Source organism: Mycobacterium bourgelatii, assembly GCF_010723575.1.
GTDB lineage: Bacteria > Actinomycetota > Actinomycetes > Mycobacteriales > Mycobacteriaceae > Mycobacterium > Mycobacterium bourgelatii.
Genome location: NZ_BLKZ01000001.1, coordinates 1,691,940 through 1,711,370, shown reverse-complemented (window position 1 = coordinate 1,711,370; position 19,431 = coordinate 1,691,940). Strand labels below are relative to the sequence as shown.

Below are 19,431 nucleotides of genomic sequence, written 5' to 3'. Positions count from 1 at the left end.
CAACGCGTCCGTCGGTAACGTCGGGTTGATGGGGCTGGAATATGCGACCGTGGTCGATGCGGCGCGCGACGACGTATTCGACTGGCACGCGCGCCCGGGCGCCTTCACCCGGCTGTCGCCGCCGTGGCAGCCGCTGCGTCTGGTCAGCGAGGCTGAGTCGCTCAAGGACGGACGGGCAATCCTCGCGCTGCCGGGGGGCTTACGCTGGATCGCCCAACATCAGGCCGGTTCGTACGATCCGCCAACATGTTTCGTGGACGATCTCAGCAGCGATGGCCTGGCGTCGCTGCCGCCCCGGATCATCCGGCGCTGGCGCCACACCCACCTTTTCGAAGACGCCGGGCCGAACCGGACCAGGGTCATCGACCGGCTGGACACTCCCGTACCTGCCCGCGCCTTGCGGCCGATGTTCGCGTACCGCCACCGCCAACTCGCCGACGACCTGGCCGCGCACCAACTCGCCGCCGAGCAAGGCTTGATGCCGTTGTCGATCGCTGTGACGGGCGCTTCGGGGCTGGTCGGGACGGCGCTGACAGCGTTTCTGAGCACCGGAGGGCACCGCGTCATCCGTCTTGTCCGCCACCAGCCGCAGTCCTCGCAGGAACGCCGTTGGGATCCGGATCATCCGGACCCGGACTTGCTTGCCGGCGTTGACGCGGTCGTTCACCTGGCCGGGGCATCGATAGCCGGGCGGTTCACCGACAAGCACCGAAATACCATCCGCGACAGCCGGATTGGGCCGACACGCCGGCTCGCCGAACTCGTGGCACGCACCTCCGACGGGCCCAAAGTGTTCGTCTGCGCGTCGGCGATCGGGTACTACGGGCACGACCGCGGCGACGAAACCCTGTCCGAGGACAGCGATCGCGGCGACGGGTTTCTGGCCGACGTCGTTGCCGAGTGGGAAGAGGCGACGACGCCGGCCGAGCAGAAGGCGCGGGTGGTCCGGGTGCGCACCGGCATCGTGCAATCCCCCGCCGGCGGGACACTGCGGCTGATGCGTCCCCTGTTCAGCGCCGGGCTCGGCGGCCGGCTGGGCAACGGTCAACAGTGGCTGTCCTGGATCGGCATCGACGACCTGATCGATGTGTACCACCGCGCGCTCTGGGACACCACCCTGACAGGTCCGGTGAATGCCGTTGCCCCTCAACCGGTTCGCAATGCCGACTACACGCGGTCCCTGGCCAAGGCACTGCGGCGTCCGGCGGTGCTGCCGGTGCCGGCGCTGGGCCCCAGGGTCTTGCTCGGTGAGCAGGGCGCTCGCGAGCTGGCCTGCGCCAGTCAACGGGTGGAGCCGCACCGGCTGGCCCAAGCCGGGCACCGATTCCGCTGGCCGGAACTCGATTCGGCGTTGCGTCACTTGCTTGGCCGCAACAGGTGACGAAGCCCGACCAGTGGGCGAGGCGATCGCTTGCCGAACCGCTCCCGTTGGTCGAGGATTCCTTAGGGGCCCTTCGTTCGTAGGCCTCGGTCAGCGAATGGAGCCGTACAGATGACTTCCGAAACCGAGCAGGGCCTTCACTTTCCGTACCGTTACGAAGCCCGGGTAGCGCCGTTGTGGCTGCCTTTTCGCTGGGGAACCCAGGGAGTCACGCTGACCGACGACGGAAGATTCGTGGCGCGCTACGGCCCGTTTCGCGCCGAGGCGCCGCTCGCGAACGTCCAGGATGCGCATGTCACCGGCCCCTACCGGTGGTGGACCGCCGTTGGACCGCGGCTGTCCTTCGTCGACGACGGACTGACCTTCGGGACGAATACCGAAGCGGGCGTGTGCGTTCACTTCGATCCGCCGCTTCCTCGCGTGATCGGGTTCAAGAACCATTCGGCGCTGACCGTGACCGTCGCGGATACCGACGGACTGGTTGCGGCGCTCAAGAAGGCCAAGAAACCTGACTAAGGCAAGGGATTCGAATCACCCGGCGCGCCGGAGGCGTCTGAAGCTCCTGCATCGGAAGCGTCGGCGGGTGCCGTGGCAGGCTGCCGTTGCCAGCGCCGAAACGCGACCACACCTACGAGAGCGGTCCCGGTTATCAGGGCCGGCCAGAAAGCCAGCTGAAGAATCCATAGCCGCCGCTGCAGCCGCAACACCTTCTGCTCACCGCGCCACACGCGGCTCGATACCGACTTGACAGTCACAGCCTCGCAAATACCCCGCGTCCGCCCTTCCAAACAGACCGGATGAGACGACAATCACGATCGTTGCCGTTTGAGCAGTTCAAGCGGGTTCACTCGGTATCGGGGAGCAGGCGGCGCGGCTACCGGACGTTTCTAGCCCGATCTGGATGGGAACCGTTAAACCATGGCACAAAAAAGTGGACCCCTAGAAGCCGTCAGCAGCGTTGTCGAAGGCGCCAAAGGCCTGGTGAAGCAAATCATCGGGTTGGTGACCGGTAACCAGCGGTTGGCTGACGAAGCAAAAGCACAGCAGGACAAGGCCGATGCGCAGAAAGAGGCCGCCAAGCGTGAAGCCGAAGCCGAATCGGCTCGCGCCGGCGCGAAGGCCGCAGCCAAGCGCCAGAAGGCCAATCAGTAACTTCTCACCGAGACGATGGGCCCAGCCGTAATTCACGGCTGGGCCCATTGTGTCTCCTCGTTGTGTCTCGGGGTTAACCGCCTGTCTCGGGGCTAACCGCCGTGGGCTAACCGCCGTCCCTGCCGTCGCGACTGCGCGCGTATGCACTTGCGCGCAGGTCGGCGAGCCATCCCGGGAACAGCTTCACTCCGGGGGCCGTGTTCAGCACCGGGTCGAATGACACGTCGGAGTCGGGCGGGATGGCCTCGGTCAACGTGATCCGCACCAGCGAAGTGAAACCGCCCGTGCCGCAGGCTTGATCGAGCGTTACCTCTATTTCGCCGCTTTCCAGGCAATTGCGGAAATTGTCCACCGACAAGCCTGGGCCGGCTATATCGGTGGCGATGCGGGCCCGCAACCACCAATTGTGGCCCTGATACTGCAGCGGCATGAGGTTCGTCATGGTGTGTCCGGACCACGAACCGACCGGCCGCAGCGCGACAATCCTGGCCAACGGGTTAGAACCGGCCGTGACCAACAATGCGTCCCACGGCTTTTCTCCGGAATGCTGCGGTGGCAAGCGCAGCGCAAAACCGACGGCATCCGGTAACGCACCAGGCGTCCCAACGGCTTTCGACACGCGGACGATGACCTCGGTCGTACCGATCGGCAGTCCTTGGCCCTCTGGCGCGACACGATCAATTGAGCCGCGCGCTAACCCGGATTTTTCGTGAAACGTTGTGAGTTTCGGGGTGTAGATATGCGAAAGTGCCTGTCCTGCAAGGAATAATTGGACTTCTCTACGGGTTCAGTCGTTCCAGCGGGAAGGCACCTCGCAGGTGAAGAATATCGCGGTCGGGTCGCGGGTGAAAGTTTCCGCCGACGGTTATGGTGTCGTGTCGCATGCCGGGATGGCCATGGTGCGTGAGCTCGCGGACCGCAGCGGGTTATCGGCGCAGGTCACCGCCGCGTTGGCAGATACCTACCGGGGCCCGTGGGTGTATGCGCCCGGGAGGTGTTCGCTGATCTGGCTGCCGCGGTCGCCGATGGGGCGGACTGCATCGACGCGGTCGGACAACTGTGCGGCGACCGTGAGCATGTCCTGGGTGCCAAAGCCTCCACGACCACGATGTGGCGGCTAATCGATGAGCGCATCGATGCTTCGCACCTACCGCGGGTGCGTGCCGCCCGGGCTGCGGCCCGCGCAGCCTGGGCCGCCGGCGCCGCCCCCGCACCGGGTGGCTGGTTGCACATCGACATCGACGCCACCCTGGTCCTCGATCATTCCGATAACAAGGAGAAGGCAGGGCGACCTGGAAAAGACCTACGGTCACCACCCGCTGCTGGCCTTCGTGGACCGCCCCGAGATCGCCGGCGGGGAAGCGCTGGCCGGCCTACTGCGCCCCGGTGGCGCGGGCTCCAACACCGCAGCTGACCACGTCAGTGTCCTAGCGCAGGCACTGGCGACCTGCCGGCGCGATGGCGGCCGGACCCCGATCATCGCGACGACCCCGACAAGCCGGCGGTGCTGGTGCGCTGCGACACCGCCGGGGCCACCCACGACTTCGCCGACGCCTGCCGCGCCGCGGCGTGGGGTTCTCCTTCGGCTACCCGTGGATTGGCGGGTGCAGGACGCTGTGGACACTCTCAACATCGGGCAGTGCTGGTATCCGGCGATCGACACCGACGGTGGTATCCGCGAGGGCGCCTGGGTCGCCGAGGCCACCAACCTGGTCAACCTGTCATCGTGGCGGCGGGGACCCGGCTGATCCTGCGCAAGGAAAGGCCCCATCCGGGTGCGCAGTTGCGGTTCACCGACGCCGACGGGATGCGGGTCACCGCGTTCATCACCGACACACCGCCCGGTGTGGTCGCCGGCCAGGTGGCAGGTCTGGAACTACGCCACCGCCAACACGCCCGCGTCGAAGACCGCATCCGCGAACTCAAAGCCACCGGCCTGCGCAACCTGCCGTGTCAGGCATTCGACGCCAACGCCGCCTGGCTGGAAATCGTCTTGGCCGCAGCCGATCTGGTCACCTGGTGCCAGCTCATCGGATTCACCGGCCACCCCGGCCTGACCCGTGCCGAGATCGCTACCTTCCGCTACCGAGTCCTGCACGTCGCAGCCCGCATCACCCGCGGCGCCCGCCGAACCCGACTACGCATCGACGCCACCTGGCGATGGGCCGCAGCCATCGCCACCGCATGGCAACACATCCGCACCGCCTTCGGTTGACCGACAACCCAGCTGACCAACCGAGCACGAAAGACCACCGGCCCTGGGAAAGCCCGCCAACCCGGCGACACGGGACAACCCCAACACGCCCTAAACCACACAAACCCCAGACACCACGCACCCCATCGCCAAGTCCGACCGAAATCACCCTCGACGAAAAATCGAGGCTAACACCCCTACCGGATGGAAGAATCGCCGGTGCCGTAGGGCCGAGCCCCACTGAAACGGCTTGGCGACCAAGTCTGAAATACTCAACTCCGAAACACTCACTTGCTTTGCGCCCCTTTACTTTCGATAAATTGCTTGAACTCGTCCAGGCCGCTTCGCATCCGCCTGTCCAGTAGGCCCAACCGGTTGGCCGCATTGTCGGCAAAAGCGGTCGGGTCGATGGTCATGTGAGCTGTCACCCGTGTCGCCCCGTCGCCAATTCGCTGGAAGCTCAGCGATCCCGAGTGCGCCGGTCCGCCGTCGTCCGACCGCCAGGCAACTCGGTCTTGCGCCCGCTGCTCGGTGATGGCGATGTAGAGCCCCCGGGTTGCGGTGCCCACATCGATGCGACAAAACAGGTGTGTGTCATCGAGTTGCTGCACTTCGACCACACCCTCGATGAACTGGGGAAACGATTCGAACCGGGTCATCTGTTGGTACACAGTCTCAATCGAGCGACGCACCTCTATCGCCGCCGAGATGTGACTGCCCATCTGTTGCCCCCTAAAAAAGCCACAACAACGGCTACCCGCGAGCCAGCGATCAAAACTCCGGCGCGGGACGACGCCGTGATCAGCGGACCATGAACCATTAAGAAATTTAACTAAATGCGCCCTCCAAAGGTTCAGGACGTATATCTGCGGGAATACCGGCTCCAACAGCGGGAGGAATCGGAATGAGTTTGGGCGATCGGCGTCCGGCAGGAGCCAGCGACGAAGTAGTGGAAGCGGCGGGAAAGGTCTCTGAGGCACTGGAGACCATCGAGCGGGCGCGCGGGCACCTGTTCTCGTTTCACCAGCTCACCGGGCGGGCCGACCTGCAACTCGACACCGCCGTATCGCTGCTCCGAGATAACGGGCATGCCGAGTTGGCCGACCACATCAGTCACAACCTCATCGGCCGCAACGTGCTGCCGGGCAGGTGGAGCTTCCAGGTCATCGAAGACTATGACGACGGCTACTACCGGTGCTTCCAGGAAGTGGAACGCCTGGTGCGCACGCAGCTCACCGGGGGGCGACGACACGTTTTCGAAGCCGAAATGAAGGAGCGGCGGCGCACGTCGGGCCATCCGGCTCACACCGCCTCGCCGAATGACGACCAGACAGAGGAGTAAATCGATGGACTGTGTCGTGTTCGGCGCCACCGGCTATCTCGGCATGCGATTAGTGCCGGCGCTGCTATCCGAGGGGCACCGGGTCCGGCTATTGGCGCGTGATCCGAGCAAGCTCGACGACGTGCCCTGGCGTGACCAAGTGGAGGTGTCACAGGGCGACGTCAGCGACGCGGACAGTGTGCGAAAGGCACTCGAGGGTCAGCAGGTTCTCTATTACCTGGTGCACTCGATGATGCGGCCTGACTTCGTTCAGTTCGACCACGACGCCGCGTGCACCGTCGCCGAGGCCGCCAAGGCCGCCGACCTGTCCCGCATCGTCTATGTCGGCGGCATCATCCCCGAGGGGCAAGAGCTTTCAGACCACCTTGCTTCCCGCGAAGAGGTGGGCAAGCTGCTGCGTCAGTCGGGCGTGCCCACCGTCGAGTTGCGCGCGGCCGCGATCATCGGGGCGGGCTCGGCCAGCTTCGAGATGCTGCGGTACCTGACCGATCGACTCCCGCTCATGGTCACCCCGCGCTGGCTGCGCACTTGCGTGCAGCCCATCGCGATACGCGACGTGCTGTATTACCTGGTGAAGTCGGCCGATTTGCCGGCTGAGGTGAATCGGCCCTTCGATATCGGCGGTCCCGACCACTTCACGTACACCGAGATGATCCGCAAATACGCCGAGATTGCCCGTCTACCGAAACGGTTGGCGATACCGGTGCCGGTGCTAAGTCCCTGGCTCTCCTCGCAGTGGGTGAATGTGGTTACCCCGCTCCCCCGCGCCCTGGCGGTCTCGCTGATGGAGTCCCTGGAGAACGATGTGGTGTGCGCCGACCATGACATCGCGGATTACATTCCCGACCCCGACGGCGGCCTGACGCGTTACCGGGAGGCTGTCGAACTGGCGTTGTCTCATGTGCGTGACGGCGATGTGCACACCCGCTGGTGGCGCGCCGAGGCCGAAGACGCGCCATCGCGGCCGCTGCCCACCGACCCGGACTGGGCGGGTGGATCGCTGTATGACGACGTGCGGGAATGTCACATTGCGGCTGATTCGGCGACGGCGTGGCGTGCCGTCGAGACCGCCGCCGTCGAAAGCGAATGGTCGGGCGTCCCCTGGGGCTGGTCGCTGCGCGGCTGGCTTGATCGCAAGTCACGGGGCGGCACCTCCCCCGACGCGGGAAAGAATCGCCGCTCACTCGAGCACCGCGAATTGCACGACGGAGAATCACTGGACCGGTGGCTGGTCGAACGAGTCGAGGGACCGCGGTTTCTTCGGCTGCGGGCCGAGGTGCGACTTCCAGGACGCCTTTGGCTGGAGCTCTCCGTTCGTCCCGATGACGACGGCGGCTCGGTACTTCGCCAGCGCGCCGTCTTTCAACCCTATGGCCTTGCCGGACAAGCGTTTTGGAACGGCTTGGCACCGGCCCGCAAGGCGTTCCTGGCCGGCATCGCCCGAGACGTCAGCGCCATCGCCCGGACGCTGGCCGACCGCGGCGCCGAGCTGACACCACATGGAAAGTGAAGACGCATGAGCGACAAGGAGTTCCACAAATTTCACAAGGGCGACAAGGTCACCTGGAAAAATCACGGCACCACCGTGCACGGCGAGGTGGAACGGAAGATCACTGCTGACACCGAAGCCGCGGGTCGTACCGTGCGGGCATCGAAGGATGACCCGCAGTACCAGGTGCGTAGCGACAAGACCGGCCGCGATGCCGTGCACAAGCCGGGTGCGCTGCACCCCGAAAACTGAGTTACCGGCGCGAGGGATCAACATGGCCGTCAAGGACGACGACACCGCCACATGGTCTGACTTTCGCGAAACCGTCAACATGACGGCACGCGAACTGGAGAAGTGGCTCGACACCGACAAGTCTCGCGGCGTGGTCCAGAAGTCGAGCTGACAGCCCTTCAGCCCCCCGGTGCCTGTGGCCGGTGTGACCAACACCACCTCCGGTGGTTGCCTGGTCGAGCCGAAACACTTGCCAATGCCGCGACTGAACGTCGTCGTCACCTATACGCTGATCGGCGAATCGCCCAGAAGGATGCGGATAGGTGACAAAGCGCGGCGCTGCTGATCGGCGACCAGACCGAGCAGAACTTGAGCATTTGATGTCAGCCGACATGCGCGCCATCACCGCGCAATCCGACCGCATCGGCCGCCACTTCGCCCGCAGGAACGAGGTAAGCGGCAACGATTTTCACGCGTTACTGCACATCATGGTCGCGGAAACCGCGGGGACTCCGCTGACACTCGCCGCGCTGCGGCAGCGGATGGATGTGTCACCTCCTGCGATCACCTATCTCGTCGATCGGATGATCGAGGCCGGTCACATCCGGCGTGAGCCGGATCCCGCGGACCGCCGCAAGCAGTTGCTTCGCTACGAAGAATCGGGAATGGAGTTGGCTCGATCCTTTTTCACCCCGCTCGGCGAGCAACTGCGCTCGGCCATGGCCGAATTGCCGGACCGCGATCTACAGGCCGCCCATCGGGTCTTCGCCGCCATGATCTCGGCGATGTCGAAGTTTGAAGCCCAACTCGAAGCCACAGCCCAACGCCACTCGTCCCCAGACGCAGAGCCGGCCACGGCGACCAAGGTCCGCCGCCGCGTGCCACAGAAGAACACCACCTGAACAGCACTGCGCGACGCAATGGGGCTTGCCCCCGTCCTCGTTCCTGACCATCCCAGACTGGCACGCCCAGGGTTAAGGAATAGCCAGGTTTAGAACTCATTCATTTAGTTAATCATTAAGTACTTGAATTTACTGTCAAGGGTTGACGCGGACCGCCAACAGGGTCCCCGGCACAAGGTTTGTTTTCCGACTCAGGGGGTACCAACGCGTGACGATGCAACAGTACGGGCGGACGATCACCGAGGTTCCCGACGAAACCTCGGCGCCGACACTGTGTGAATTCCCGCTGGCAAGATCTACTGGGCCGGCACGCGCGCGAGCGCCCTGGCCTCCCGCGCCCGAGGAATTCAGCCATTGGCGAGCCAACCTGCGGCAGCAGGTGCTCGCCGAGGTCACCGACTTCGTTTCCGCGCGGTGCGCCGACGAATTGGGCGAGTGCGGCGTGGACGTGGCCGGCGAGATCTTGCGGGAATTCGTCAAGGGCGGCAAGTGCCTTAGGTCGACGTTCATGTACCTGGGCTGGCTTTGCGGAGCTCCGGCCAGTGACGCGGCACTGGCGGCGACCGCCAGCCTGGAACTGCTGCACGCCTTTGCGTTGCTTCAGGACGACGTCATGGATGATTCGCCATCCCGCCGCGGCCGTCCCGCGGCCCACATTCAGTTCACCCGCTGGCATCGCGAGCGTGGGCTGTCCGGCTCGTCGCGCCGGTTCGGCGAATCGGCTGCCGTGCTGCTCGGTGACTTGTGCTTGATCTGGGCCGACCAGCTGCTGCGCAGCACCGGGCTCGATCACCACCACCTCGAGCGGGCATGGCCACGCTACAACGCCATGCGCACCGAACTGGCCATCGGCCAATTCGCCGATCTGGCAATCGATTTGCGCAATCTGCCCAGCATGGAATCGGTGCTGGAGGTAGCCCGCAAGAAGTCCGGCAACTACACGGTACGCCGCCCCCTCGAGATCGGCGCCGCAATGGCCGGGTGCGGTCCGCGCACGGTCGCCTTGCTCGGCCAATACGGTTCGGCGGTCGGCGAGGCTTTTCAGCTTCGCGACGACATCCTCGGCACCTTCGGTTCACCCGAGACCACCGGCAAGCCCAATGGCGGCGATCTGCAGGAACGCAAGGCCACCAGTGTGGTGGTCGCGGCCTATCACATGGGCGACGCCGCGACACGTCGCCAATTCGGCGAGCTGATCAACAGCGACCACCTCGACGACGACGCGCTCGACCGGTGGCGGAGCTTGATCTGCGCCACCGGGGCGGTGTCGTACATCGAAGAAATGATCAGCGACCGGGTCGAGATCGCACGAAACGCATTGAACGACAGCGGTATCGATGTCGTGATGCGAACCGCGCTGGCCGACATGGCCGGTGTGTGCACACGGCGCGCCGCGTGAATCGGGGGAATTGATGCGTACCGTACGAGGACGAACGGACCACATTGTGGTAGTCGGCGCCGGATTTTCGGGGTTGGCCGCCGCGCTGCACCTAGCCGGCCGAGGCCGGGAAGTCACGGTGATCGAGCGGGAGAACTGGCCCGGTGGACGGGCCGGACGACGCGACATCGACGGGTACCGGATAGACACCGGCCCGACGGTGCTCACCATGCCCGACCTCATCGACGAGGCGTTCGCCGCCGTCGGTGAAAGCACCGCGCAGCGTTTGGATTTGCTGCCAGTGGATCCGGCGTACCGGGCGATGTTCGCCGACGGCAGTGCCATCGACGTGCACAGCGATGCCGACCGGATGGCCGAGTCGGTGCGTGAGTTCGCCGGTCCTGAGCAAGCCGCCGGATACCGCGCCCTGCGCGACTGGCTCGACCGCTTGTATCGCACCGAGTTTGCCGCGTTCATCTCCGCCAACTTCGATTCCCCACTGTCGTTGTTGACGCCCGCACTGGGTCGCTTGACGGCGATCGGTGGCTTCCGACGCTGGGAGACGATGGTCAAGCGCCACATCAGCGATGAACGGTTGCGCCGCGTCTTCACCTTCCAGTCGCTCTACGCCGGTGTCGCGCCGCAGCAGGCTTTGGCCGTCTATGCCGTAATCGCTTACATGGACACCGTTTCCGGTGTCTTCTTCCCCCGCGGCGGCGTCCGCGCACTGCCCGATGCGCTGGCCGCGGCCGCGAGCGACGCGGGGGTCCAGTTCCGCTACGGATCCTCGGTCAGTGGGCTCGAACGTGACGGCGAGCGGGTCACCGCGGTCCTCACCGAAAATGGCGAGCGAATCACCTGCGATGCGGTGGTGTTGACCACCGAATTGCCGCGCACCTATCAACTTTTGGGCCGTCAGCCCCGCCGGATCCTGCCGTTGCGCGCGGCCCCGTCGGCGGTGGTTCTGCACCTGGGTTGCCGCGCCGCCGCACCCACCGACCCTCAGATCGCGCACCACAACATCCTTTTCGGCAACGCATGGGAGCAGACGTTCACCGACATCATCCGCGACGGCCAACTCATGCGGGATCCCTCGCTGCTGGTCACCCGTCCGAGCGCCGGTGACCCCAACTTGGCCCCCGAGGGCCGTGACCTGCTCTACGTGTTGGCCCCGGCGCCGAACCTGTCCAGTGGTCGCATCGACTGGTCCCGCACCACCGACGCTTATGCGGAAACGATGGTGGACACCGTCCAGGCGCGGTTGCTGCCCAGCCTGCGTGATGATCTGCGACTGCTGCACGTCGACACCCCGGACGACTGGGCACGCCAAGACATGGCGGCGGGTACACCGTTCGCGTTGGCGCACACGTTCGCCCAGACCGGGCCGTTCCGGCCGGCCAACCTGGTGCGCGGGATCGACAACGTGGTGCTGGCCGGATCCTCGACGGTGCCGGGCGTAGGGGTCCCCACGACGTTGATTTCCGGCCGACTGGCCGCCGACCGGATCACCGGGATGACCAACCGAAGGGCCACTACCAAAGCCCAAGCCATCGACCTGAAAGCCCGAGTGCCATGATCCGAACCGAACTGGACGCCGCAGGAATCAACGACTTGAGCCTGCGCACGGCATATCGACGCTGCCGGAAGATCGCCGCCGAGAACGGCCGCACGTACTTCTTGGCCACCCGGTTGCTCGCGCCGGACCAGCGCCCGGCGGTGCATGCCTTGTATGCGTTCGCCCGCTACGCCGACGACATCCTCGACGAGTTCAACCCCGAACTCGACGCGACCGCGCGTGGCGACCGCTTGCAGCGACTGTCCGACGAGTTCTTCGCCGGAGGCGAGCACCACGATCATTTCGTCCTGGCCGCCGTGGCCGACACCGTGCGGCGTTACGGGATTCCCGCGGACCTGTTCGAGGACTTCCTCGCCTCCATGCGCATGGACCTCACCGTCACCGACTATCCCGACCGCGCCGCACTCAACCGCTACATGCGCGGCTCCGCGGAAGTCATTGGGCTGCAGATGCTTCCGGTACTGGGCACCATCTTCGACACCGAAGACACCGAAGAGGCCGCTCCGTATGCCGCCGCGCTGGGTCAGGCGTTCCAGCTCACCAACTTCTTGCGCGACGTCGACGAGGACCTCGTGCGCAATCGGATCTACCTGCCCGCCGACGAACTGGCCGCGCACGGCGTGGACCGAGAACTGATGCTGTGGTGTCATACGCACCGCTGCACCGATACCCGCGTGCGAAACGCCTTGGCGGCCCAGCACGAAATCACCCGGGAAATCTACCGGTTCGCCGCCGACGGCATCCCCATGCTGGCGCCGCGGTCGCGTCCCTGCGTCGCAACGGCGTTCACCCTGTACTCCGAAATCCTGGATTGCATCGAGGACAGCGACTTCTCCGTCTTCAGCCACCGGGCTACCGTCGGCACGACGCGCCGGCTGCAGGTGGCCGGCGGCGCACTGTTCCGGTCCTGGCGAATCCGGCGACGGGTCGGTGCGGCGTGAACGACCGCTGGCAGTACCTGATCCTGCTCGGCCTGTGCCTGCTCATCACCGCTCCGCTGGAGCTGTTCGGCAACGGCGTCTACCGGCAGATCCGGCGCGCCGCATGGGCGGTGCTGCCGGTTGCGGCGGTGTTCTTGATCTGGGATGCGGTCGCAATCGCCGCCGACATATGGACGTACAACCCCGCCTACATCACCGGCATCGAGTTGCCACCTTCGATACCGCTGGAAGAGGTGCTGTTCTTCTTGGTGATTCCTTTGTGCGGACTGCTTACCTACAACGCGGTCAGCACCATCCTGGACTGGAGCAGACGGCGATGACCGGACTGGGCTACACCCTGCCTGCGGTAATCGCCGTGGTGGCCGTGTGCGCGCTGGAGCTGACCGTGTTGCGTACCGGACTGTTCCGTCGAGCCGCCTACTGGCTGTCGATGGTGATCGTGCTCGGTTTTCAGGTTCTCGTCGATGGCTGGCTGACGAAGCTGAGCGCACCGATCGTGCTCTATAACGAACGGCACACCAGCGGCCTGCGCTTCCCGTTCGATATCCCCGTCGAGGACTTCTTGTTCGGGTTCGCTCTGGTCACCGCCGTGATGCTGCTATGGGAACGGCAACGAGTGAGTCGGAACCATGGATAAGGCCGGTCTGTCCCGCAGCGCGGTGCCCGACGCATTCGACGTCGGCGCCCGGGCGTACGACCAGCTGGTCGGCGCGAACCCCGGTTACCACACCGGTTTACGGCTCTCTGCGGAGCGTATGGGCCTGCCCGAGCGCGGGCGAGGACTGCGGCTGCTCGATGCCGGCTGCGGCACGGGCGCGTCGACCGCGGCGCTGTTGGCGGTGGCACCCGAGGCGGAGATCATCGCCGTCGACGCCGCCCGTGGCATGTTGGATGCGGCACAGGCGAAGTCATGGCCCGAGACGGTCCGCTTCGTCCACTCGCGCATCGAAGAGCTCCACAAGCATGACATCGCTGGGCCGTTCGACGGCATCTTTGCCGCCTACTTACTGCGCAACCTGGCCGAGCCGAATGACCAACTCCGCACGTTCCGCACGATGCTGTGCCCCGGCGGAACCCTTGCCGTACACGAATATTCGGTGCGTGATTCGGCCGCGGCCACCCGCATCTGGCACGCCGTTTGCTGGGGAATCATCATCCCCGCCGGCTGGTGGCGAACCCGCAGCACGACCCTGTACCGGCACCTCTGGCGTAGCGTGCTCTCCTTCGACGGAGCCGCTCGATTCCAACAGCGGTTGTCCGCAGCCGGATTCGACGCGGTGCACCACGAAACCATGCCCGGCTGGGAACACAACATCGTCCATACCTTTGTCGGAAAGGCACCGCAATGACCGACCGCCGTCGCCAAATCCATCCGGCATCGCCCGGCCTGCCCGACGCCAGCGCGCTGTCATCGCGACCGCGCGTGGTGGTCGTCGGCGGGGGCATTGCGGGTCTCGCGGCCGCTACCGGACTCGCCGAACGAGGGGTAGACGTAGAGATCGTCGAAGCCCAGGGCTATCTCGGCGGCCGGGTAGGTGGCTGGACCGAGCACGACGCTGCTGCCCAGCTCCCCATGAACCGGGGCTTTCACGCTTTCTTCCGCCAGTACTACAACCTGCGGGCCCTGTTGCGCCGAGTCGACCCGCAGCTTCGGATGCTGGCCCCCGTCGCAGATTATCCGCTGATCGACGGCGCCGGCCGACGCGATACCTTTCGCGGATTGCCTCGCATACCACCTTGGAATGCGCTGGCGTTCGCGCTGCGTAGCCCGACCTTCCGGCTGTCCGACCTGGCTCGTATCGACGCTCGAGCCGCGGCGCCGCTGGCGGCCGTGTCGGTGCCCGATACCTACCACCGACTCGACCACATCGACGCCGAAACCTTCTTGAAGAGCATCAATTTCCCGGAGTCCGCGCGTCACCTTGCCTTCGAGGTGTTCTCCCGCAGCTTCTTTGCCGAACCGTCGCAGCTTTCGGCGGCCGAGTTGGCCACAATGTTCCACATCTACTTCCTGGGCTCCAGCGAGGGCCTGATGTTCGACGTCGCTACGGCGAATTTCGATGTGAGCCTGTGGAATCCGCTGCAACGCTACCTGCACGAACGCGGGGTCCGGTTCCGCATGGGCGAGAAGGTGCTGCAAGTGACCGGTGGCGACTCCGAACCGTTCAGCGTGCATACGGGTTCGGGCGATCGACTGGACGCGGACGCGGTGGTGCTGGCCGTCGACATCGGCGGATTGCAACGAATCGTTTGTGCATCTTCCGAGCTCGCTGACGAGGCTTGGCGCACACAGATACAACAGTTGCGGACCGCGCCTTCTTTCGAAGTTCGTCGGCTCTGGCTGGACCGGCCTGTGCGATACGACCGCGCTCCCTTCCTCGGCACCGCCGGTCATCCGCCGTTGGACAACATCAGCGTCTTGGAGCGCTACGAGCGGGAGGCCGCCACCTGGGCACGCCAGACGGGCGGCTCGGTCGTCGAATTACATTCTTACGCAATGAATTCCGATACACCAAGTGACGCGGCGCTAGCGCAGCTGCGCAAGATCTACCCGGAGACCGCGTCAGCGCGGGTGATTCACGAGCTTGTGCTGCACCGCAGCGACTGCCCGCTGTTCACGCCGGGTACCTACTCCCGGCGCCCCACGGTCGTCACACCGCAGCCTGGCCTGTTGCTCGCCGGCGATGCGATCCGGATCGACCTGCCGGTCGCGCTGATGGAACGGGCGGCCACCACCGGGTGGACCGCGGCCAATCATCTCCTGCAGCGGTGGGGCGTCGCAGGACATGAGCTGAGCACCGTGCCCACCCGCGGACGGTCGCGACTACTGCGGTCGCTGGCACTGCGTCAGGAACGGCAACGACGATGAGCATCAGCGACCGACTCCAGCAGCGGTGGCCCAAAGATTGGCCACTGCAGGTGATTCCCCGCGTCTCGTGGACCCAGCAACGCCCGACGTACGGCGCCGCGCAACCAAAGCTCATCAACGCGGCGCTGGAAAGGTCCCAACGCCGGCCCACGGGAAACTGGTATGTGTTCGCCGACAGCCGCACGGTGCGCGCGAATCGCCCGCATGTCGCGAAGGTCGCGGGCGTCGAACTCGTTGCGTGGCGCGACCGGCACGGCCGACTGGTCGTCGGACCGGGCAGTTGCCCACATCTCGGCGCGGAATTGGGCACCGGAACTGTCCGCGAGGGTGTGCTGTTCTGCCGATGGCACGGTCTGGCCTTGGACGGCAACAGCTGCAAGATGGGATGGGCGCCCTACCCGAGTCACGACGACGGTGTGCTGGCCTGGGTGCGACTCGACCGCGTCGGCGGTGAAGACCCATTGGCGTTTCCGGTGCTACCGCACCGGCCCACCACGACCACCCTGCCCGCCGTCACGCGCAGCGTCGGCGTGTGCGAACCGGCTGACATCATCGCCAATCGCCTTGACCCCTGGCACGGGGCATGGTTCCACCCGTACTCGTTCACCCGGCTCGAGGTGCTCACCACGCCGACCGAGGAGGACGATCGCTTTCTGGTATCGGTCACCTTCCGCATCGGGCGCTTCGGCGTACCCACGATCGCCGAATTCACCTGCCCGGAAGCTCGAACCATCGTGATGCGCATCGTCGAAGGCGAAGGCAGCGGCAGCGTCGTCGAAACCCACGCCACCCCGCTCGGCCGGGGGACCGACGGCCGGCCACGGGTCGCCGTCATCGAAGCCACCATCGCACATTCGCAGCGGCCAGGGTTCAGGATGGCACGCAATGCGGCGCCGGTGATCAGACCCCTGATGCGCTACGCCGCCAACCGGTTGTGGCGCGATGACCTTGCCTACGCCGAGCGCCTCTACCACCTACGCGAGGAAAGCGGGCCGGCCCACAGTGACCACGCGCCGGACTAAGACCCCTCCCTCCCGCCGGGAGGAACTAGAGCGGCTGCTGTCGGCTGACATGCGAGCGATGACGGCGCAATCCGACCGCATCGGCCGCTATTTCGCTCGCCACAACGACGTGAGCGGCAGTGATTTTCACGCGCTGCTGCACATCATGGTGGCCGAGACCGCCGGAACTCCGTTGACCCTGGCGCAACTTCGGCAACGCATGGACATTTCAGCCGCGGCGGTGACCTACCTCGTCGACCGGATGATCGAGGCTGGTCACATCCGCCGCGAACCCGATCCCGCGGACCGACGCAAGTGGCTGCTGCGCTACGAGAACCGCGGAATGACGGTCGCGCAAAGGTTTTTCGACCCCCTTGGAGCGCATCTCAGTTCGGCTCTGACGGAACTGAATGACTCCGACATCGCCGCCGCGCACGCCGTTTTCACGGCCATGATCGCCGCGATGGCGACGTTCGAGCAGGAATTGCGCACCACCAAGCGCTAGATCGTCAGCCGGCCTCCGGCGCGGCACGATTCGGTAGCAGCCGTCCCGCGCCCCCGCTGGACCGCAATCGCTGCTCGATCAGATCCGCGCCGCGCCCCACGCCGCCCGTGGCGGCGAAGCCGGCGGCAACCCGACGGGCCCCGTCGGCCATTCGCATCGCGTCGAGCACCGCGCTGCGCAGTCGAGTCACGCTGAGCCGCTTCGCCGGGAGCCGGGTACCACATTGGGCCATCTGAACGCGACGCGCCACCTCTGATTGGTCGCGGGCGAAGGGCACCGCACAGACCGGGACTCCACGATCGAGTGCCTTCACGGTGGCCCCCATCCCCCCGTGCGTGACCGCGCAGACCGCCCGGTCGAGCACCATGCCATGTGGAATGAATTGGCACACCGTGGCATTCGACGTCCGTGGTAGGCCCGGGGGTATGCCGGCCGGAAACGTTGCGACGACATGTACCGGTTCGTCGGCCAAGGCGCGCAACGCGACATGACCCAGTTTGGCGTCGCCCTGTGCGATGGAGGACGTGCTGACCAGCACGATCGGGCGGTCGATGGCGGCCAACCAGTCGGGCACCGCCGCCACCGCAGCCTCTCGGGAGTCGTCCGGCTCAAAGACACAAGCACCGATATGGTGCACCGCGTCGCCCCAGTCCGGGTGCGGGTACTCGAAGGGTTCGCCGCCGACCGCCAACAGCAAGGGCGCACGGCGCATCAACCCGTCCACCGACTCGATCGCGGGAATTCGCAGCTCCTCACGAATCGCATTGATGCGCGGCACCATTGGTCGATCGAAGAGGTGTCTGACAAATGGACGCATCGATGCGTCACGGAGGGTGCCGAGCGGGCCCGGAAGGGGCCGCAAGCCGGGACCGAACGGAGGCGCCGAGCGTGAATGAAGGTACGGCGTGAACGGTGAGAACACCAGCCAGGGAACATCACCGGCCTCGGCCGCGGAGATCGCGCCCCAACAGTTGGCGTCGACGATCACCGCGTCCGGCCGCACTTGCGTCATCGCAGCGCGCAGATCATCGACCTCCAGCACGGCACGTCGGCACAACACGTCTATCGACATCTTCAGAACGCCTAAAGCGTTGCGAGCCAGCCAGTCTTGCCCAACGATGGCCTCGATCCGCGCATCGACGGCCTCGGCACCAAATCCCGCTTGACGCATGGCACTAACTTGCCCTGCCATGGTGCGGATGTGGACCTCGTGGCCACGGTCCGCGAGCTCCCGGAGCAGGGCGGCCAACGGATACACGTGGCCCAGCGCGGGCGAGGAGTAGGCCAGTATTACCGCCATATTCAGGCCTAGATCGGTGTTGCGCCCAGGCGGCGCAGGTCACGCAGCTCCGCCGTTCCGCAGCCGTGCAGGCAGATACGCAACTCGTCGATGAAGCGCTGCAACCACTGCGTTGCCGCAGCGGCGGATTCGATCGCCGCCGCGAGCAGCGGTCGAGCCACCGCGACGACGTCGGCGCCCAGCGCGATGGCCTTCGCGGCGTCCATCCCGGTGCGGATTCCGCCGGAGGCTACCAGGGGGATCTGCGGCAGAACAGTGCGCACCTCCAGCAAGGCCTGCGCGGTGGGTATCCCCCAGTCGGCCAGGTCCGGGTATCGGACTGCGCCGTAGCGGACGAACTGTTCGACGCGCGACCACGACGTGCCGCCGGCGCCTGCGACATCGATCGCGGCCACCGGGAGTTCATCGGTCAACCGCAACAGGTCGGAGACGGCGGTGGCGCCGATCCCGTGACCGACTTCCTTGAGCAGCACCGGATAGTTCAGCATCGCGACCACGTCGTGCAACCGATCCAGCGATCCGGCAAAGTCGGTGTCGCCGTTGCGCTGCATCGCCTCTTGCAGCGGATTGGTATGCACGGCAAGTACATTGGCTCCGACCCGGTCGAGCGCCTGGACGATGTCGGGTACCGCGTCTTTGGTGAGTTGGGACAGGCCGATATTGCCGACCAGCAACACGTCGGGCGCTACGTCACGCACCAGAAAGCTGTCGGCGGCTTGCTCACCGAGGGCGCTGTCGAGCATGATTCGCTGCGAACCGAGCATCATGCCGATGCCCAACGCCTGCGCGGCCGTGGCCAGGTTCCGGTTGATGGTGCCCGACAGTTCCGCGCCCCCGGTCATCGCGCCCACCAGGACGGGCGCCCGCAGCCGTGCGCCGAGAAACTCGACCGAGAGGTCGATGTCATCGAGGTTGGTCTGAGTGAGTGCGTTGTAGGGCAGGCGATAGCGTTCCAGCCCGGTGGTGACGGATTGGAAGCTGACGTCCTCTTCCAAACAGACGTCGATATGGCGGCGTTTACGCCCGGGCATCCCGCCCCGCCCAGCCGTCGACCCGTCCACAACAAACCCTCTCTGCGCATCGCTAATGGACGTCGCGGCGAATGGTTCCGGATACGTCCCCCTTACTGCCACCATATACCCACTTCAAAACATAGTTAAGTTATTGAAT

The 19,431-nt window shown here is 65.6% G+C and carries 21 protein-coding genes and 1 pseudogene; 18 read left to right on the top strand and 4 right to left on the bottom strand.

Annotation, left to right across the window (positions count from 1 at the left end):
• The first annotated feature begins 28 nt into the window (after window positions 1-28).
• The 3 genes from G6N68_RS07755 (at window position 29) to mbp1 (ending at window position 2,533) form a co-directional block, all read left to right on the top strand.
• Window positions 29-1,381 (top strand): TIGR01777 family oxidoreductase, encoded by a 1,353-nt coding sequence (locus tag G6N68_RS07755; RefSeq protein ID WP_163709989.1) that lies wholly within the window; start codon window positions 29-31, stop codon window positions 1,379-1,381.
• A gap of 111 nt (window positions 1,382-1,492) precedes the next feature.
• The gene (locus G6N68_RS07750) at window positions 1,493-1,897 is read left to right on the top strand and encodes a hypothetical protein (RefSeq protein ID WP_163709986.1); all 405 of its coding nucleotides are present in this window, start codon (window positions 1,493-1,495) and stop codon (window positions 1,895-1,897) included.
• A gap of 402 nt (window positions 1,898-2,299) precedes the next feature.
• Window positions 2,300-2,533: a microaggregate-binding protein 1 gene (mbp1, locus tag G6N68_RS07745; RefSeq protein WP_163709983.1), complete on the top strand. Its 234-nt coding sequence runs from the start codon at window positions 2,300-2,302 to the stop codon at window positions 2,531-2,533.
• 106 nt (window positions 2,534-2,639) lie between these two features.
• On the opposite strand, the gene G6N68_RS07740 is transcribed toward mbp1, so the two are convergent.
• Window positions 2,640-3,272: a phosphodiesterase gene (locus G6N68_RS07740; RefSeq protein WP_371871682.1), complete on the bottom strand. Its 633-nt coding sequence runs from the start codon at window positions 3,270-3,272 to the stop codon at window positions 2,640-2,642.
• Between the two features lie 79 nt (window positions 3,273-3,351).
• Here G6N68_RS07740 and G6N68_RS07735 point away from each other — a divergent pair.
• Window positions 3,352-4,748, top strand: a pseudogene (locus G6N68_RS07735) (IS1380 family transposase).
• A gap of 266 nt (window positions 4,749-5,014) precedes the next feature.
• On the opposite strand, the gene G6N68_RS07730 reads toward G6N68_RS07735, so the two are convergent.
• The gene (locus tag G6N68_RS07730; protein ID WP_163709977.1) at window positions 5,015-5,449 is read right to left on the bottom strand and encodes an SRPBCC family protein; all 435 of its coding nucleotides are present in this window, start codon (window positions 5,447-5,449) and stop codon (window positions 5,015-5,017) included.
• Window positions 5,450-5,631: 182 nt separating this feature from the next.
• Between G6N68_RS07730 and G6N68_RS07725 the strand changes: the two genes are divergently transcribed.
• From G6N68_RS07725 to G6N68_RS07660, 14 genes are all read left to right on the top strand, one after another.
• Window positions 5,632-6,069 (top strand): hypothetical protein, encoded by a 438-nt coding sequence (locus G6N68_RS07725; protein WP_163709974.1) that lies wholly within the window; start codon window positions 5,632-5,634, stop codon window positions 6,067-6,069.
• A 4-nt stretch (window positions 6,070-6,073) separates the two neighbouring features.
• Window positions 6,074-7,579, top strand: coding sequence for a DUF2867 domain-containing protein (locus G6N68_RS07720; protein WP_163709971.1), 1,506 nt, complete (start codon window positions 6,074-6,076; stop codon window positions 7,577-7,579).
• A gap of 6 nt (window positions 7,580-7,585) precedes the next feature.
• Complete coding sequence (locus tag G6N68_RS07715) at window positions 7,586-7,810, top strand: hypervirulence associated TUDOR domain-containing protein (protein WP_163709968.1); 225 nt, start codon at window positions 7,586-7,588, stop codon at window positions 7,808-7,810.
• A 22-nt stretch (window positions 7,811-7,832) separates the two neighbouring features.
• Window positions 7,833-7,961, top strand: coding sequence for a DUF3140 domain-containing protein (locus G6N68_RS07710; RefSeq protein ID WP_163709964.1), 129 nt, complete (start codon window positions 7,833-7,835; stop codon window positions 7,959-7,961).
• Window positions 7,962-8,112: 151 nt separating this feature from the next.
• Window positions 8,113-8,691 carry a MarR family winged helix-turn-helix transcriptional regulator gene (locus G6N68_RS07705; RefSeq protein ID WP_163709961.1) on the top strand — a complete coding sequence of 193 codons (579 nt, stop codon included), beginning with the start codon at window positions 8,113-8,115 and terminating at the stop codon, window positions 8,689-8,691.
• 208 nt (window positions 8,692-8,899) lie between these two features.
• A complete protein-coding gene (locus G6N68_RS07700) occupies window positions 8,900-10,090 on the top strand; it encodes a polyprenyl synthetase family protein (RefSeq protein WP_240355415.1) in 1,191 nt (396 codons plus the stop codon).
• Between the two features lie 13 nt (window positions 10,091-10,103).
• Window positions 10,104-11,645, top strand: coding sequence for a phytoene desaturase family protein (gene crtI, locus G6N68_RS07695; RefSeq protein ID WP_163709958.1), 1,542 nt, complete (start codon window positions 10,104-10,106; stop codon window positions 11,643-11,645).
• Window positions 11,642-12,586, top strand: a complete 945-nt coding sequence (locus G6N68_RS07690) for a phytoene/squalene synthase family protein (RefSeq protein ID WP_163709956.1) — start codon at window positions 11,642-11,644, stop codon at window positions 12,584-12,586. Before crtI ends, G6N68_RS07690 begins: the two co-directional genes overlap by 4 nt.
• Window positions 12,583-12,906, top strand: a complete 324-nt coding sequence (locus G6N68_RS07685) for a lycopene cyclase domain-containing protein (protein WP_163709952.1) — start codon at window positions 12,583-12,585, stop codon at window positions 12,904-12,906. The genes G6N68_RS07690 and G6N68_RS07685 overlap by 4 nt, the downstream gene beginning before the upstream one ends.
• Window positions 12,903-13,223 (top strand): lycopene cyclase domain-containing protein, encoded by a 321-nt coding sequence (locus G6N68_RS07680; RefSeq protein ID WP_163709949.1) that lies wholly within the window; start codon window positions 12,903-12,905, stop codon window positions 13,221-13,223. Before G6N68_RS07685 ends, G6N68_RS07680 begins: the two co-directional genes overlap by 4 nt.
• Complete coding sequence (locus G6N68_RS07675) at window positions 13,216-13,935, top strand: class I SAM-dependent methyltransferase (protein WP_163709946.1); 720 nt, start codon at window positions 13,216-13,218, stop codon at window positions 13,933-13,935. The genes G6N68_RS07680 and G6N68_RS07675 overlap by 8 nt, the downstream gene beginning before the upstream one ends.
• Window positions 13,932-15,455: an FAD-dependent oxidoreductase gene (locus G6N68_RS07670; RefSeq protein ID WP_163709941.1), complete on the top strand. Its 1,524-nt coding sequence runs from the start codon at window positions 13,932-13,934 to the stop codon at window positions 15,453-15,455. Before G6N68_RS07675 ends, G6N68_RS07670 begins: the two co-directional genes overlap by 4 nt.
• The gene (locus G6N68_RS07665; RefSeq protein ID WP_163709939.1) at window positions 15,452-16,477 is read left to right on the top strand and encodes a Rieske (2Fe-2S) protein; all 1,026 of its coding nucleotides are present in this window, start codon (window positions 15,452-15,454) and stop codon (window positions 16,475-16,477) included. Before G6N68_RS07670 ends, G6N68_RS07665 begins: the two co-directional genes overlap by 4 nt.
• A gap of 49 nt (window positions 16,478-16,526) precedes the next feature.
• Window positions 16,527-16,961, top strand: coding sequence for a MarR family winged helix-turn-helix transcriptional regulator (locus G6N68_RS07660; protein WP_240355414.1), 435 nt, complete (start codon window positions 16,527-16,529; stop codon window positions 16,959-16,961).
• Window positions 16,962-16,965: 4 nt separating this feature from the next.
• Here the strand turns inward: G6N68_RS07660 and G6N68_RS07655 are convergent, their stop codons facing one another.
• Window positions 16,966-18,261 carry a glycosyltransferase gene (locus G6N68_RS07655; protein WP_163709933.1) on the bottom strand — a complete coding sequence of 432 codons (1,296 nt, stop codon included), beginning with the start codon at window positions 18,259-18,261 and terminating at the stop codon, window positions 16,966-16,968.
• A gap of 8 nt (window positions 18,262-18,269) precedes the next feature.
• A complete protein-coding gene (fni, locus tag G6N68_RS07650) occupies window positions 18,270-19,292 on the bottom strand; it encodes a type 2 isopentenyl-diphosphate Delta-isomerase (RefSeq protein WP_163709930.1) in 1,023 nt (340 codons plus the stop codon).
• Window positions 19,293-19,431: the final 139 nt, after the last annotated feature.